This is a genomic window from Burkholderia mycopellens (assembly GCF_964265025.1).
Classification (GTDB): Bacteria; Pseudomonadota; Gammaproteobacteria; order Burkholderiales; family Burkholderiaceae; genus Burkholderia.
In genome coordinates this window covers 310,908-326,073 of sequence record NZ_OZ183804.1, presented here as the reverse complement: position 1 = coordinate 326,073, position 15,166 = coordinate 310,908, and the positions used below count along the sequence as shown (strand labels likewise).

18 protein-coding genes are annotated in these 15,166 nt (G+C 66.8%); 9 read left to right on the top strand and 9 right to left on the bottom strand.

The genetic code is table 11. The features are described from left to right. The first annotated feature begins 7 nt into the window (after nucleotides 1-7). Genes ACPTTC_RS35280 through ACPTTC_RS35250 form a run of 7 tightly spaced genes read left to right on the top strand, consistent with a single transcriptional unit; the run spans nucleotide 8 to nucleotide 6,152 of the window. A complete protein-coding gene (locus ACPTTC_RS35280; protein WP_226198367.1) occupies nucleotides 8-670 on the top strand; it encodes a class I SAM-dependent methyltransferase in 663 nt (220 codons plus the stop codon). A gap of 3 nt (nucleotides 671-673) precedes the next feature. After that, entirely contained in the window at nucleotides 674-1,747 is a 1,074-nt protein-coding gene (locus ACPTTC_RS35275; protein WP_423395961.1) for a TauD/TfdA family dioxygenase, read from the top strand. Nucleotides 1,748-1,759: 12 nt separating this feature from the next. Next, nucleotides 1,760-2,773: an ATP-binding cassette domain-containing protein gene (locus ACPTTC_RS35270; RefSeq protein WP_423395960.1), complete on the top strand. Its 1,014-nt coding sequence runs from the start codon at nucleotides 1,760-1,762 to the stop codon at nucleotides 2,771-2,773. Then, on the top strand, nucleotides 2,766-3,845 hold the full coding sequence (locus ACPTTC_RS35265; protein ID WP_423395959.1) for an ABC transporter permease: 1,080 nt from the start codon (nucleotides 2,766-2,768) through the stop codon (nucleotides 3,843-3,845). The genes ACPTTC_RS35270 and ACPTTC_RS35265 overlap by 8 nt, the downstream gene beginning before the upstream one ends. Before the next feature lie 53 nt (nucleotides 3,846-3,898). After that, nucleotides 3,899-4,441: a permease gene (locus ACPTTC_RS35260; RefSeq protein ID WP_226198371.1), complete on the top strand. Its 543-nt coding sequence runs from the start codon at nucleotides 3,899-3,901 to the stop codon at nucleotides 4,439-4,441. Between the two features lie 2 nt (nucleotides 4,442-4,443). Next, nucleotides 4,444-5,862 (top strand): FAD-binding oxidoreductase, encoded by a 1,419-nt coding sequence (locus tag ACPTTC_RS35255; protein ID WP_423395958.1) that lies wholly within the window; start codon nucleotides 4,444-4,446, stop codon nucleotides 5,860-5,862. A gap of 32 nt (nucleotides 5,863-5,894) precedes the next feature. Beyond that, a complete protein-coding gene (locus ACPTTC_RS35250) occupies nucleotides 5,895-6,152 on the top strand; it encodes a hypothetical protein (protein WP_423395957.1) in 258 nt (85 codons plus the stop codon). A 146-nt stretch (nucleotides 6,153-6,298) separates the two neighbouring features. On the opposite strand, the gene ACPTTC_RS35245 is transcribed toward ACPTTC_RS35250, so the two are convergent. The 5 genes from ACPTTC_RS35245 to ACPTTC_RS35225 all read right to left on the bottom strand — a co-directional run bounded on the left by ACPTTC_RS35245 (nucleotide 6,299) and on the right by ACPTTC_RS35225 (nucleotide 10,990). Further along, entirely contained in the window at nucleotides 6,299-7,651 is a 1,353-nt protein-coding gene (locus ACPTTC_RS35245; protein ID WP_423395956.1) for a TRAP transporter large permease, read from the bottom strand. A gap of 4 nt (nucleotides 7,652-7,655) precedes the next feature. Beyond that, on the bottom strand, nucleotides 7,656-8,228 hold the full coding sequence (locus ACPTTC_RS35240; protein ID WP_423395955.1) for a TRAP transporter small permease: 573 nt from the start codon (nucleotides 8,226-8,228) through the stop codon (nucleotides 7,656-7,658). After that, nucleotides 8,225-9,211, bottom strand: coding sequence for a TRAP transporter substrate-binding protein (locus tag ACPTTC_RS35235; RefSeq protein ID WP_423395954.1), 987 nt, complete (start codon nucleotides 9,209-9,211; stop codon nucleotides 8,225-8,227). The genes ACPTTC_RS35240 and ACPTTC_RS35235 overlap by 4 nt, the downstream gene beginning before the upstream one ends. 469 nt (nucleotides 9,212-9,680) lie before the next feature. Next, nucleotides 9,681-10,766, bottom strand: a complete 1,086-nt coding sequence (locus tag ACPTTC_RS35230) for a helix-turn-helix transcriptional regulator (protein ID WP_423395953.1) — start codon at nucleotides 10,764-10,766, stop codon at nucleotides 9,681-9,683. 53 nt (nucleotides 10,767-10,819) lie between these two features. Continuing rightward, nucleotides 10,820-10,990 (bottom strand): hypothetical protein, encoded by a 171-nt coding sequence (locus ACPTTC_RS35225; RefSeq protein WP_423395952.1) that lies wholly within the window; start codon nucleotides 10,988-10,990, stop codon nucleotides 10,820-10,822. Between the two features lie 186 nt (nucleotides 10,991-11,176). Between ACPTTC_RS35225 and ACPTTC_RS35220 the strand changes: the two genes are divergently transcribed. Further along, entirely contained in the window at nucleotides 11,177-12,331 is a 1,155-nt protein-coding gene (locus tag ACPTTC_RS35220) for a histidinol-phosphate transaminase (protein WP_423395951.1), read from the top strand. A 21-nt stretch (nucleotides 12,332-12,352) separates the two neighbouring features. Here ACPTTC_RS35220 and ACPTTC_RS35215 read toward each other — a convergent pair whose 3' ends face one another. The 3 genes from ACPTTC_RS35215 to ACPTTC_RS35205 all read right to left on the bottom strand — a co-directional run bounded on the left by ACPTTC_RS35215 (nucleotide 12,353) and on the right by ACPTTC_RS35205 (nucleotide 13,881). Next, nucleotides 12,353-12,604: a hypothetical protein gene (locus tag ACPTTC_RS35215; protein WP_175969178.1), complete on the bottom strand. Its 252-nt coding sequence runs from the start codon at nucleotides 12,602-12,604 to the stop codon at nucleotides 12,353-12,355. Nucleotides 12,605-12,982: 378 nt separating this feature from the next. Further along, nucleotides 12,983-13,204 carry a hypothetical protein gene (locus tag ACPTTC_RS35210; RefSeq protein ID WP_423395950.1) on the bottom strand — a complete coding sequence of 74 codons (222 nt, stop codon included), beginning with the start codon at nucleotides 13,202-13,204 and terminating at the stop codon, nucleotides 12,983-12,985. 188 nt (nucleotides 13,205-13,392) lie between these two features. Then, complete coding sequence (locus ACPTTC_RS35205) at nucleotides 13,393-13,881, bottom strand: RidA family protein (RefSeq protein WP_423396564.1); 489 nt, start codon at nucleotides 13,879-13,881, stop codon at nucleotides 13,393-13,395. A 282-nt stretch (nucleotides 13,882-14,163) separates the two neighbouring features. Between ACPTTC_RS35205 and ACPTTC_RS35200 the strand changes: the two genes are divergently transcribed. Beyond that, nucleotides 14,164-14,463 (top strand): H-NS family nucleoid-associated regulatory protein, encoded by a 300-nt coding sequence (locus tag ACPTTC_RS35200; RefSeq protein ID WP_011350136.1) that lies wholly within the window; start codon nucleotides 14,164-14,166, stop codon nucleotides 14,461-14,463. A 162-nt stretch (nucleotides 14,464-14,625) separates the two neighbouring features. On the opposite strand, the gene ACPTTC_RS35195 is transcribed toward ACPTTC_RS35200, so the two are convergent. Beyond that, entirely contained in the window at nucleotides 14,626-14,958 is a 333-nt protein-coding gene (locus ACPTTC_RS35195) for a cupin domain-containing protein (protein WP_423395949.1), read from the bottom strand. Nucleotides 14,959-15,166 lie beyond the last annotated feature (208 nt).

Here is a 15,166-nt window from a genome sequence, read left to right as displayed (position 1 = left end):
GAACGTCATGCTGCTCAAGAACCTGCGCCCGGCGAACGACTACGATCGCTTTGCCACCGAAACGCTTGAACCGTGGGACCTGCTGTTCATCAGCCGCATCCGCCAGCTCGCGCGCGGGATGACGCCCGGCGTGATCGCCGACATCGGCACGGCCACCGGCGTCGTGCCGGTGCGGCTCGCAACCGATCCGGCGATGCGCGGCTGGCGCTACGTCGGCATCGACCTCGATCCGGCGATGCTCGATGAAGGCCGCCCGCGCATCCACGAACTCGATCTCGACGACACGATCGAGATGCGCGTCGGCGACGCGCTCGCGCTGCCGTTCGACGACGGCGCGCTGACGATGGCCGTCGGCCGCGCGACGCTGCACCACCTGCCCGACAAGGCGTTGAGCCTCACCGAGATGTATCGCGTGCTGGAGCCGGGCGGCATCGCGCTCGTGCACGACATGCGCCGCGACGCGCCGCAGCACCTGCTCGACCGCTTCACCGAGATGCGCGCCGCCGCCGACTATCCGCCGACCCACGTCGAGGAAAAGATCACGCTCGACGAAGCGCATGCGCTCGTCGCCGAAGCCGGTCTCGCGGCAGTCGCGTCGATCTACAGCCCGAGCGCCGGGCTCGGCGCGCTCGGCTTCGAGATCCTGCTGAAGAAACCGGCGCTGGCCTGAGTGATGACCGACCTCGCCTTCCTCGCCGCACACGCCGCCGCGCGGCTCGGCGCCGACGACGTGCACTGCTCGGCGGTCGCGCCCGGTGCGACGCTGCCGCTGTGCGTGACGCCGCGCAGCGCCGAACTCGCGACCTCGCCGGAAATGTTCGTCGCATGGTACCGCTCGCGGCTCGACACGATCGACACGCTGCTCGACGCGTGCGGCGCGCTGCTGTGGCGCGGCTTCGCGGTACCCGACACCGCCGCGTTCGGCCGCCTCGGCGCGCTGTATCCGGCACACGCGAACGGCTACACGGCGGGTGCGGCGCCCCGCCAGCAGATCGACGGCCAGGTGTACGAGTCGACCCGCATGCCGCCGCCGTTCAAGATCGGGCTGCACCAGGAGATGGCCTACATGCCCGCGTTCCCGCGCCTCGTCGCGTTCTATTGCCGGCAGCCGGCCGACGCGGGCGGCGAGACGCCGATCTGCGACATGCGGCGCGTAACCGCGCGCGTGCCGGCCGCGCTGCGCGAACGGTTCGCCGAACGCGGCGTGATGTACCTGCGCAATTTCGCGGCGCCCGGCGATCGCGCGGACGGCCTCGCCGCCAACCCAAACCTGCCGTTCGCCGAATACCACCGGCCGTGGCATGACGCGTTCGGCACGTGCGAGCGCGACGAGGTCGAGCGGCTGTGCGCGGAGCGCGGCGTCGGCTGCCGCTGGCTCGACGACGGCAGCGTGACCGTGTCGCACGTCGGCAGCGCGCTGCGCACGCATCCTCGCACCGGCGAGACGGTGTGGTTCAACCAGGCGAGCGCGCAACACCCGAACCCGCGTTCGATGGGCGAGCTCAGCTACCGCTACCTGCAACGCATGTACGCCGGGCGCGCGGCGTTCCCGTACGAGATCCGCTATGGCGACGGGTCGCCGATGCCGTTCGACGATCTCGTCGCGATCTACGACGCATTCGACGACGAGGAGCTTGCGTTCCCGTGGCAGGCCGGCGACGTGCTCGTCGTCGACAACATGCTGGTCGCGCACGGCCGCAACCCGTACCGGGGCGCGCGCGACACGCAGGTCATGCTGTTCGACTGACAGGATGCAACGATGAGCGATTCGTTCCTCGCCTCCGTGCGCGCGCTGTTCGGCCCGCACACCGCGTTCGACCGGCCGCAGCGCACGGCCACGCCGCCGCTGCCCGATGCGCACGCGCCGGGCGCGGCGCTCGGCGCGCGCGCGATCGACGTCGCGGCCGGCGATTTCCGTTTTTCCGCGCGGCATGTGCGGTTCCGGCTCGGCGCCGTCACCGCGATCGTCGGGCCGAACGGCTCCGGCAAGACCACGCTGCTCGAGACGCTGCTCGGCTTCCGGCGCGGCGGCACCGACGTGCGCGTGCTCGACGTGCCGGCCGCGCGCTTCATGCGCGATACGCCGTCGCTGCGGCGCATCGGCGCGCAATTGCAGAAGGTCGAGTATCCCGACCATCTGCGCGTGTCGGAAATCGTCGCGCTGCACCGTGCGATGTACGTGCACGCGGATGCGGCGGTCACGGATGCGCTCGGCATCGCCGAACTGCTCGACAAGCCGTGCCGCGCGCTTTCGAAGGGGCAGCGCCAGCGCGTCGATCTCTACGTCGCGCTCGCGCACCGGCCCGAACTCGCCGTGCTCGACGAACCGTTTACCGGCCTCGACCGCCGCTATGCGGGCGTCGTGATCGACCTGCTGCGCCAGCGTGCACGCGGCACGAGCGTGGCGATGATCTGCCACGCGGAGGAGGAACTTGCCGTCGTCGACGATCTCGTGTGGGTGCGCGACGGCGGCGTGCGCTACCAGGGCGACAAGGACGCGCTGCGCGCCGAGCTCGTCGGCGAGGCGCGCGCGGTCCTGCATTGCCGCGACGAAGCCGATGCGCGCGCGCTGCGCAAGCGCCTCGCGGCGCTGCCGGGCGTGACCGGCGTGCGCGTATCGGCCACGCATGTCGTCGAGGTGTTCGGCGACGCGACGCTGCATCCGAACGTGCACCGGATCGTCGGCGAACAGGGCATCCAGCATCTCGCGCTCGCGCCGAGCACGCCGGGCGACCTGCTGCGCCTCTGTACCGAGGGCCCTTCCCATGACTAAGGTGTTCCTGATCCTGGTGCGCAACGAGCTGCTCGGCTATCTGCGCAGCCGCTCGTCGCTGTTCTGGACGCTCGTGTTCCCGCTGTTCCTGCTGAGCGTGATGCTGTTCGCGTTCGGCGGATCGGGTTCGCTCGGCACCGCGGACATCGCGTTCGACGTGCCCGGCGGCGCAACGCCGTACAGCCGCGCCTGCGAAGCGCAGATCGTCGCCAGCTTCTCGCACAGCGACACGGTGAAGGCGAGGTTCGACGGCCGCGGCGCGGCGGCCGATCGCGTGACCGTCGTGCTCGGCACCGACGAGCGCACGCCCGCGACGATCCGCTACGACTTCAACGGCTCGCTCGCGGTCAAGGCCGCGTCGCGCGTCGTCGAGATCGCGCTCGCGCGCTGCGCCGCGCAGCGGCTCGGGGTGCCCGCCGCGCAAGTGCACTACGAGAACGCGGCGCCGGCGCGCCGCCCGTTCGACTATGGCGCGTTCTTCGCGACCGGCATTCTCGTGATGGCGTTCATGGCGATCGGCCTCAATTCGACGACGACCGCGATCGCGTCGCTGCGCGAACGCAATACGTTCAAGCTGTACGTGTGCTTCCCGGTCTCGCGCGGCGTGTTCCTCGCCGCGCTGATCGTCGCGCGGATGGTGATGATGGCGCTGTCGGCGCTCGTGCTGCTGACGGTCGCACGCGTTGCGTTCGGCATCGCGCTGCCGATCGCGACGCCGGACGGGCTGCGCGCGTTGCCGATCGTCCTGCTCGGCGCGGCGATGGTGCTCAGCATCGGCGTGCTGCTCGCGAGCCGCACCCAATCGCTGGCCGCCGCCGAACTCGCCTGCAACGTCACCTACTACCCGCTGCTGTTCTTCAGCGACCTGACGATCCCGATGCACGACGCGCCGGCCTGGCTGAAGGCGGCGCTCGCGTTCCTGCCGACCAACCAGTTCGCGGTCGCGCTGCGCGGCGCGCTGGTCGACGGCGCCCCCTATGCGCAGCTCGCGCCGCAACTGCTCGGCATGGCCGCGAGCACGGCGCTGTTCCTGTTCGCCGCCGTGCGGCTGTTCCGCTGGCACGACGCATGACGCGTCGTCCGCTGTTTCGACGTTTCGCTGTTTCGACGAAGGAGAACCACCCGATGAAATCGAGCAATCCCATGACCGACTACCTGCTGCACGCGAGCAACTTCCTGCCGGCGATCGTGTTCCTGTTCTATGGCCGGCTCGGCCCCGAGCAGCCGGACGTGCGCTGGACGCACGCGTTCCTGATCGGCGGCGTGCTGGCGCTCGTGCACGGCGCGTGGCTGATCCGCCGCGCGGACCGCAACAGCATCGCGCTCGGCGTCGACCTGTTCCTCGTGATCGGCGCGGTGCTCGCGCTCGTGTCGCCGACAGGTAGCCGTTTGTGGGGCGAGGAACTCGGGCCCGCCGCGATGCTCGTCTGCGTGCTGGTCGTCGGCATCGTGCATACCGCGTGGTCGGACGGCGGCTTCGTCGACGGCACGTTCGTCGACCACGCTCGGGCGCGCTCGCTGTCGATCGTGCTGCTCGCCGTCACTGTCGTCGCGCTCGCCGTGTCGATCACGATGCGCCACAGTCCGCTGTGGGGCGGCGTCGTGCCGCTGATCGCGCTGGTCGTCGTGCGCGGCCGGCTGCGCAAGCAGCTCGTGCGGGCCGGCTGACGATGAGCGCGCTGCCCGACCGCACCGCGCAGCGGCACGCGCTCGCCGCGACGCTCGGCGACGGCTGGCTCGACGGTGCGTCCGACGACGCATGCGAGCCGTACACGACGGACGTGACGCTCCACGGCGGCATTGCGCTCGGCGTCGCGCGGCCGGCTTCGACCGCCGACACGAGCGCGCTCGCGCGGATCGCCGTCGCGCACCGCATCGCGCTCGTCGCGCAGGGCGCGCGCACCGGGCTCGTCGGCGCCGCCGTGCCCGATCGCAACGGCACGCAATGCGTGGTGTCGTTCGACCGGATGCGTGCCGTTCGCGCGTTCGACGCGGCGAATCGCAGCATCACGGTCGAGGCCGGCGTGCGGCTGTCCGACATCAACCGCGTGGCGGCCGAAGCCGGCCTCTGCCTGCCGATCGACCTCGGCAGCGATCCGGCGGCCGGCGGCCTCGTCGGCGCCAACGCGGGCGGCAGCCGCCTGATCAAGTACGGCGACGTGCGCCGCAACGTGCTCGGCGTCGAAGTCGTGCTCGCCGACGCAGCGGGCACCGTGATCGACGCGCTCGCGCCGCTGCGCAAACGCAACGCGGGCTTCGACGTCGCGCAATGCTTCATCGGCGCGAACGGCGCCAACGGGCTCGTGACGGCCGTGTCGTTCGCCCTCGCGCCGCTCGAACGGTCGTCGTGCGCCGCGTTCGTCGCGTTTGCGTCGTACGACGCGGCGCTCGCCGGCCTGCTCGCGTTCGAGCGCGTGTTCGGCGAGATGCTGTCGGCATTCGAATTCATGTCGGCGGCGGCCGTCGGCTGCGTCGCGGCCGCGTTTCCGGCGTTGCGCGTTCCGTTCGCCGCAAACGACGCCGCGTGCTACGCGCTCGTCGAGATCGCGACCGGCATGGCGGGGCTCGATGCGCTGCTCGAGGAACGCACCGTCGCGACGCTCGACGCGCTGGCGGGCGAACGCGTGGTGCTCGACGCGGCCTGCGCGCCGGCCGAACGGTTCTGGCGAATCCGCGACGCGCTGCCGGTCGCGGTCGCGCAAGAAGGCCTGCCGCTGTCGTTCGACGTGTCGTTTCCGCGCAGCGCACTGGCCGCGTTCGTCGCCGATGCCGAGCAATGGATCGCGGCCACGCATCCGTCGCTGCGCTGTTACGCGTTCGGGCATTTCGGCGACGGCGGCTGTCATCTCGTCGTGTCGATCCCGCACGCGAGTGCGGAACGCTACGGGCCACTGCAGCAGGTGGCGCTGCGCGGCGCGCTGTACGACCGCGTGGTGCGGGCCGGTGGCTGCTTCAGCGCCGAGCATGGCGTCGGGCCGGTCAACGTCGCGTACTACCGCAAGCATGTGCCGGCCGCGCACCGCCAGGTCGCCGCCGCCGTCCAGCACGCGATCGACCCGCTGGGGTTGATCGGGCGTGTCCGCTACTGACGCGCCGTATCGAGGCGCCATGGAGAATTCAGATGATGTTTCGACGCCCGCCCGGCCCGCGCACCGCTTCCGAACCGGACGCCGGTCAACCGTGCTCCGGTATCCCGGCCACGCTGCCCGACTCGGGTGTCGTGGTCAACGTGCGCGGCGCCGTCTACGTGATCGCGCTGTCGCCCCGCGATCACGCGCGCCCGGCGCTGTGGCGCGAGCTGGCGGATTGGCGCGATGATCGGCAGGCCGATGGACCGCCATGCAATGGGGGTGCCCCGGATGCGTCGGTCGACAGATAGGCCCTGCTCACCGCGAGCGGCACTGCAGCGTGTCTTCGTGCTCACGCGTCTTCCGGTGACGTGAAGGGAGCAACGCATGCAAAGGCGGCGCCGGACCACCTCGGTCGTCCGGCGCCGCGACGGGCGAAGACAAGCGAAGCGCGCGATCAGAACACCGCGTGCCCGCTGATGACGCTCGGCAGCCACGTCGAGAAGAACGGCAGGTACGTGACGATGTTGATCGCACTGAAGATCGCGAGATAATACGGCCACGCCATCTTCGTGGTCTCGCCGATCGACACGTTGCCGATCGCGCAGCCGACGAACTGCACCGAGCCGATCGGCGGGTGCACGAGGCCGAGCGAGCAGTTCAGCAGCAGCATGATCCCGAACTGCACCGGCCCGACGCCGCACGCCATCGCGATCGGCAGGAACAGCGGCGTCGTGATCAGGATGTGCGCGGCCATGTCGACGAACGTGCCGAGGAACACCTGGATGATGTTGATGTACAGCAGCATCAGCCAGGGCGCTGCGGTCGACTGCTTCAGCAGCCCTTCGATCGCATCCGGGATCTCGAGGTACGACATCTGGAAGCGCAGCATGTTGGACACCGCGATCAGCAGCAGCACGACACCCGTCGTACGCGCCGCATGCGTCAGCGCGCGGCGCAGCTTCTCGGCCGTCAGCGTCCGGTAGACCACCGCGGTCAGCACGAGCGAGTACACGACGGCGATCGCGGCCGCTTCGGTCGCGGTGGCAATCCCCTTCGCGACACACACGAGGATGATCGCGATCACCATCAGCCCGGGCACCGCGCCGACGAAGCTGCGCAGCACCGCATACCAGCCGGGAAACGCGGGCAGCGCCGACGAACCGTCTTCACGGCGCGGATAGCCGTGACGCACGGCCTGCCAGTACGCGGCGGCGAGCACGAAACCCATCACCCACAACACCGGCAGCAGCCCCGAGAACAGCAGGTCGCCGATCGACACGCCGCTCACCGGCTGGCCGTGCAGCATGCCGGTGATGCCCTGCGCGGCGAACGCGTAGATGATCATGTTGGTCGACGTCGGCATCAGCGCGCCGGCAAGCGAAGCATGCGTCGTCACGTTGACCGCGTACGCGGCGCTGTATCCTTCGCGCTTCATCAGCGGAATCACCACGCCGCCCATCGCCGACGTATCGGCGGTCGGCGAGCCCGACACGCCGCCGAACAGCGTACAGGCAACGACGTTCGCCATCCCGAGGCCACCGCGGAAGTGGCCGACGGTTGCCTGCGCGAAGCGCAGGATCCGGTCCGCGATGCCGCCGTGCAGCATCAGTTCGCCGGAGAAGATGAAGAACGGCACCGCGAGGAACGAGAACGCATTCATCCCAGAAATCATGGCCTGCATCGCGGTCGCGATCGGCAAGCCTTCGACCATATAGGTCAGCACGCAGGCTATCCCGAGCGCGAACGACACAGGCACGCCCAGCACGAGGAAAATCAGAAAACTGACGGACAGGATCGCGAGTTCCATGGCGTTATTGTCCCGGCGTAGAACGACGAAGCGCGAGCAGGTGCTCGAGCGAGAAGAGGATGATGGCGATCGCCGCGGGCATCGCGATCAGGTAGCGCACACCTTCCGGAATCCCGATGATCGGGATGCGATCGCCCATCGTCTCGGCGGCCATGCTGCCGCAGCCGACCATGATCATGATCGCGAACGCGATCAGGCTCAGGTGCTGGATCGCGATCACCACCGTGCGCGATGTCGGCGGCAGCCGGCGCACGAGCGAATCGAGCCCGATATGGCCGCCGTCGCGCACCTTCATCGCCGCACCGAACATCGCGATCACGATCACGAGCAGCAGCGCGATCGGCTCGACGAAATCCGGCGCGTTCTCGAACACGTAGCGCATCACGACCGCGTAGAACACCAGCACCGTCAGCACCGCCAGGCACGCCGACGCGATCACGGCCAGCACGCGCAACAGCACGTCGTTCACGCAGCGCAAGAGCGGCGCGGCATGCGGCCGCGCCGGCGTCGCGCCGTCCGGGGCGGCGCCCGCCCCGCCCGCGGCCGCTGCGCTGTTCAGGGAAGTGCGACGCGTCACTTGGTGGCCTCGATCTCGTCGACGATCTGCTTCATCTGCGGCGTCTTTTCATACTTGGTCCACAGCGGCTGCATCGCCTTCACGAACGCCGCGCGGTCGATCTGCGCGGCCGGCAGGATCTTCGCGCCGCCCTTCGTCACGGCCTGCTGCGCGGACGCTTCGCGCGCGGTCCACAGCTTCTGGTAGTACGGCACCGAATCGGCCGCCGCCTTCTTGATGGCCGCCTGCTCCTGCGGCGACAGCGTGTCCCAGACCTTCTTCGAGAACACCAGCACTTCCGGCGTCATCGCGTGCTGCGTCTCCGAGTAGTCGGGCGCTACTTCGTAGTGCTTTGTTTCCTCGTACGACGGCATGTTGTTTTCGGCCGCGTCGACGAGCCCCGTCTTCAGGCCCGTATACACCTCTGCGAACGGCATCGGCGTCGGCGTGCCGCCCATCGCCCTGATCTCGTCGACCATCAGGTCGGACGGTTGCACGCGCACCTTCAGCCCCTTCATGTCGGCCGGCGAGCGCACCGGGCGCTTCGCGTAGATCGAGCGCGCGCCGCTCTCGTAGAACGTCAGCGCGATCATCCCCTTCGCGGTGAACGCATCGAGGATCTTCTGGCCGGCCGGGCCATACATCGCCTTGCGGAAATGGTCGACGTCGCGGAACAGGAACGGGAACGACGGGATCAACGATTCCGGCACGATCTCGTTGAACGACGCGCCGTTCACGCGCGCCATGTCGATCGCGCCGATCCGCACCTGGTCGACCGTGTCCTTCTCCGAGCCGAGCGCGCTGTTGCCGAACACCTTGATCGAATCCTTGCCGCCCGTCTGCTTCGACAGTTCGTCGCCCATGAACTTCACGGCCATGTTGGTCGGGAAGTTGTCGCCATGCACGTCCGCCGAGCGGAACACGCGCGCCTGGGCAGACATCGCGCAGCCAGCCATCAGCGCGACGGCCAGGGCAATACGGGAGCGGTTGAATCGGTGCTTCATCGTCAGTCTCCTTGATGGTTGTGCTCGTTGTTGCGCGGCGATCCGCCGGCATGCGCATGCTTCGGCGGCGTGCGCGCTGACCGCTGAGTCATACGTCGTATGACGTGTTGACGCGAATGTACGTCGGTTAATCGTTTAACTCACTTGGTGCATACCCGTAGAAGCATTGTCATGGCGGGTTGTGGGGAAATTTCAGGGAATCGTTTTCTCTGTTTAGGCGTATTTGCGCGAAACGTTTTCTGGATCCGGGGCCGCATTCGAGCCGGAGGGGCGGCCCGTTGCTTCCGCCGGCATCGGGAAGCAATCTTTCGCGTCGCCTGCATTTGTTGTAGGATGACTGATCACACCGCTAGTCCGTTGGCGCGATGCCATGCGCGCGCGCCGGCCACGCACCGCCGCGTGCGGCACGACCGGGAAGGAACGACAGGGAATCCGGGCGGCGGCAGGCGCCCAGGCCTGCCCCGCGCCATCACGTCTGCATGACCAGCGATGTCAGTTGCGCCGCGCGCGCCACTGCCGTCTTCGCGTAGATCGATTTGATCTGCGAGCGGATCGTGCCGATCGACACGCCGCGCAACCCGGCGCATTCCTGCGGCGACAGCCCGTCGCAGCACAACAGCACGGCGAGCTCGGCTTCGGCCGACGACAGCCCGTAGAACACGCGCAGCCGCTGCGCGCGGGCCGACGGCGAACGCAGGTCGGCGGCCGTCATCAGCGTCGCGACGCCCGGCCGCTCGCGCATCAGCCGTGACTGCTCGGGCACCGGCATCAGCGCCAGCGGCAGCGGTTCGCCCGTCGAGCGCCGCAACAGCAGCCCGCCGCGCGCGTGCGCGCGCCGCCATTGCGCATCGTCGACACAGCCTTCCGGCGCGAATCGCCCGTTCACGACCCGCAGCGCCGGTTCGGCCGCGAGCAGTTGATCGGCCGCGCGATTCGTATAGCGCAGCTCACGCTGCTCGCCGAGCAGGAAGACCGGCACCGGAATCGCGTCAAGCGCCGATTCGGCGGCGGCCACGCGCGCTTCGAGCGCGCCGATCCGTGCCTGGATCTGCAGCGCGCGGCCGATGTGCATTCCCATGGTTTCGATCGCGTGGCGCTGGTCATCGGAAAGGCCTTGCGATTCGGGGCCGCTCTGGACGCTGAGGAATGCGCCGGAGCCCTCGCTGCGACGGATGTACAGGCCCGAGATGCTGCCGAGCCCATAAGGGTGAAGGAATTCCTGGTAGAACGCGCCGTGTGCGCGCTGGTGGGCAGACAGGTGCTTGACGTCCTCGAACCAGCGGCCCGCCGGCCAGTTGGCGGCGACCGGCACGACCGGGTCGTACAGATAGAACTCGGTGTTGTAAGTGTCGTAACACGCGGCGACCCACGACGCGTCGTCACCCGCCGCCTGCTCGATCGCCGGCACCCGCGCCGCGTCGTCGAACGACAGCAGCGTGACCATGCGCACGCCGACCCACGATCGCAGCCCGTCCAGCACCGTTTCCCATCGCTGATCGCCGAGTGCCGCAGCATAGACGTCATCGACCCATGCCGATGGAATCAATCCGTTCATTTGCATCTGGCCACCCCGCGCCGTGCGTTTTTGTCGAACGTCTTCTGCGCATCTTAGTCAATCGGCGCCAACGTTTGAATCACTCGTTCGCGCTTGATCGAAATACCACGTTTGTTACCGTTTATCGTCTGACGTAATGGCCGTTTTTCCGGCATATGCGATGCCGATCGCTTTTCATCCGGATCACGGTATGCCATGATGCGGCGCATGACGATTCGAAACACCACGCTCTCGCTGCACCATCACCACGGCCGCCCCCTGTTGCGCCGTGGCTCGTTTCGCATCTAGCAATTGCATCGGGTAAATACCCGATCAAGACGACAACCAAGGCGCCTCCGGCGCCTTTTTTGTTTTTTGCCGCCTCGAAAACCTGCCGCGCCGATCAATCGAACCCGTATGGAGTGTCTTCAATGCAACAGCCCTGGAAAGCAATCGCGTTGCCGGATTTACCGCTGCGCGAGGATCTCAAGTTGCAGCACGCGTACGGGGCGCCGCAGCTCGACGTGCCGGTCTGCCTGAACGTCAACGAGAATCCGTATCCGCCGTCGCCCGCGCTCGTCGAGCGCATCGCGACCGCGGTGGCCGACGCGGCGCGCGCGGCGAACCGCTATCCCGATCGCGACTTTGCCGAGCTGCGGGCGCATCTGGCTGCGTATCTGACGCACGACACCGGCGTGACGGTCGACGCCTCGCGCGTGTGGGCGGCCAACGGCTCGAATGAAGTGATCCAGCAGATCCTGCAGGCATTCGGCGGCCCGGGGCGTTCGGCGCTGGCCTTCACGCCCGCGTATCCCATGTATGACGAATACTGCCGCACGACTTTCACGCGCCTGCATACGTTGCCGCGCACCAGGGATTTCACGCTGGATCGGGATCAGGCGCTCGACAGCATTCGCGAGCACCAGCCGAGCGTGGTGCTGCTGACGTCGCCGAACAACCCGACCGGCACCGCGCTGCCGATCGACGATATCCGCGCGATACTCGACGTCGCGCCGGGCGTGGTCGTCGTCGACGAAGCTTATGCGGAGTTCCGGCGTCGCGGCGTCCCCAGCGCGGTGACGCTGCTGCCCGAGCATCCGCGGCTCGTCGTCACCCGCACGTTGAGCAAGGCGTTCAAGTTCGCGGGCGGCCGCGTCGGGTATTGCGCGTGCGCGCCGGCGGTCGTCGAAGCGCTGAAGCGGGTTCGATTGCCCTACCACCTGTCCGCGTTTACCCAGGCGGCGGCCTGCGCGGCGCTGGCCGCGCGCGACGAGATGCTGTCGCAAGTCGAGGCCATCAAGGCCGAGCGCGATTCGACCGTCCGCTGGCTGCGTGGCCTGGGCCTCACGGTAGCCGATTCCGATGCCAACTTCGTGATGTTCGGCGAGTTTGCGGATCGACACCGGATCTGGAGCGGACTCCTGCGCCACGGCGTCCTGATTCGCGAGTCCGGGCCGCCGGCGTACCTTCGCGTGTCCATCGGCACCGCTGCGGAGATGGCCGCGTTTCGCGCGGCCCTGCTTGACGTGATGACACCCGGACAAGCGACCGGCCATCCGGTCGGCGACGCGATGAAGCGCATGTAAGCGCCGCATCCGACGATGACTTTACTTCATCGTCGCGAACCGCATCTCCATCGCGTCGAGCTTCGCGAGCACCGCTTCGCTGAGCGTCCTGACGTGGCGCGGCACATCGGGCGCCGACAGCAGTTCCTCGATTCGCCCGCGCCAGTAGCTCGGATGTCGCACACGCCCCGCGCCCGACATCGACACATCGTCAGCGTTCGTCTCGCTGTCCAGGAGAGCGACCATTCTCTGAATGTGAGAGAGCTCTCGTTCTGCATAGTCTCGTGCCAGCATATGGATTGAAATTCCCCGAAATACGACAACAGGCCTTCCGTCATCAACGCGCCATCGTGTTGCGATGCAAACGACTCACCGCACACGTCGTGTCGCCATCGTACGCAGAAGCTGTGTCAGTCAACCTCGTGGGCATTCACTGATTTCGACACGGAACGGCGGGCCTGTCCGTTTGTTCTGATGACATCCGACCCGATGCCCTGCGGTCAATCGTAGGCTTGCTGTCGGGTGCTGGCATCTCCCAAAGTGGGGATGCGGCGCGAGATTGGCGGGACGGGGATTTCCGGTGGTGACGGGAAGCCCGGAGTCGCGCGGCAGGAATGCGGTTGCCGGCCGGCGACGGGGCGCCATCGCACCGGCCACTTGAACGGCGCGCAGTCAGCACACTGCCGCCGGGCAGGCAGGAGGCGCGGATGTGTGGCGTGCACGGGCGTAGTGCACGCCCCCATGCGCGACGACTGCGAGCGCGAACGTGGAGCGCCGTGCGCCATATGCGTCGGCCACGGCAACGTCCGCCCCCTGCTCGACGAGCGAGATCGTCTGGATGCAGGTCGCACGACAGCGCAGCCCACCTTCCCCGCCCGCCGCGCAGGTTCGCATCACAGGTATCGAATGCCGCCTGAACCTTCGCGAGATCCTCTTCGTCGAGCGACGTCTCGAATTCGTTCGCCAGCCGTTTCATTTTCTTTCGGCATTGCAGGTGCCTGTTGTCACTCGCAGGCAAGTCGTGTGCCGGATATCCGAATGTTTCGCGGAACTACGCACCCGCGAGAGACGACCCGTTTCAGTCAGTCATCGGCATTGCCCTGCTTCAACCCGAAAATGAAATCCGCTTCCACCGACGCGCCTTTGGGCAATTGCAGCACGCCGACCGACGAACGCGCGTGGACGCCTGCGTCGCCAAGCACCGCGTACAGGACATCGGATGCGCCGTCAGCCACTTCGCTTTGCATCGTGAAGTCAGGCGTGCTTCGCACATAGACGGTGATGCGTGGCACCGTCGCGATCGCGTCGAGCGTGCCGCAGTGCTTTCTGATCAGCGAGAGCGCACGCAGCGCCGATACGCCGGCGGCCCGGCGAGCTTCGTCGAGCGAAACGGATTCCCCCACGACGCCAACGAAATGCACCACATCGCCGATCCGCGGAATCTGACCGGCAATGTAGGCCGTGTTCCCGTCGACCAGGACGGGCCGGTACTTTCCACCAATCCTGATTTCCTCGTCCGGATTGAAGCCGAATTCGGCCGAGATCCGGCTCAGCTTATCGTCTCTGTTCATGGGTGAATTCCCCGATACTTCATAAAAAATGTAAAGCGGAGTTAAGTTTATGCCGGTTGTCTTCAAGAAGAAAACCCGCCGGGAACGGTCAAAGCGACGTGCCGCTGCCGTTAAAAGTGTCCGGGTAACCCTCTACGATTTCTCAAACATGACACACTTTTCAGGTGTTCGAAGCAGTCCTGTGTCGTCTTATCGACAACAAAACGCGTCGTAGAAGAGAATTTCCTCAAAATTTTCCGCTGAAACCGCTATCATGTGTGTACTCAACCTGAAGAGTGATACATGGCAACGTACAAGGAACTGAAAGCCCAAATGGAAGCTTTGGCCGAGAAAGCCGAAGCTGCACGTGCCGCGGAATTCCAGGCGATCGTCGACGACATCCGCACCAAGGTGGCGGAATTCGGCATTACCGAGAAGGATATTTTCGGTACGCGCCGTGGTCGACCGGCCAAGCAAGCGGCCGCCCCCGTGCAGGCAAAGTATCGCGACCCGAAGACCGGGGCAACCTGGTCGGGCCGTGGTCGCGCGCCCGCATGGATCAAGGACGCGAAGAATCGCAATCGATTCCTGATCCAGGAATAAGATTCCAGACGTGCAACGGCGTGCGGGTCAGCACGCCGTCCTGTTATTTGGGCATCGATACCGGCGGTATTCAAAGACCGTTCCGGTTGATGAAGCTTTGTCTCATTCGGCGCGTGGCGGCATGCTACGCGCCCGATCGTATTCTGCCCAATATTTCCTGATTCAACGTTCGTAATAAATCGCAAGCCAGACGGATTGCGTTTCTTCGTGCGTCCACGCGACGCGATGGCGGCAATGCGGCTCGATCAGCACGTAGTCGCCCGGGTGCATTTCATGGCGCGTCGGGCCTTCTTCGAATTCGAGTACGGCTGCGCCCGACAGCAACACGACCCATTCGGCGCGTGAGTCGTCATACCAAAAGCCGTCGGGGCTCGTGTGCCCCATCGATACGATTCGCTCTACGTTCAGACGCTGGCCCGTGACGAGGAGATCGATTTGCTCATCGTTGCCGCGCCGGCCTTCGGTGGCGAACAGGTTACCGGTTTGAAGTTGCATGGATTGGTCTCGTCGATGATCCGCGTAGGGGGAAGCCGGTTCGAAGGCGCCGGGGAAGCGCTCACTCTAGCCCAATGACCTGACGAACACCATTGCTCGGGCAAGACCGGTTCAAGCACATCCATGAACACGCCAATGAATCGATCGCGGCGAATTGATTGCATGACCTCGGCCGGGGTGCGTTCGCGTTCGCATTTGCCGACGACGC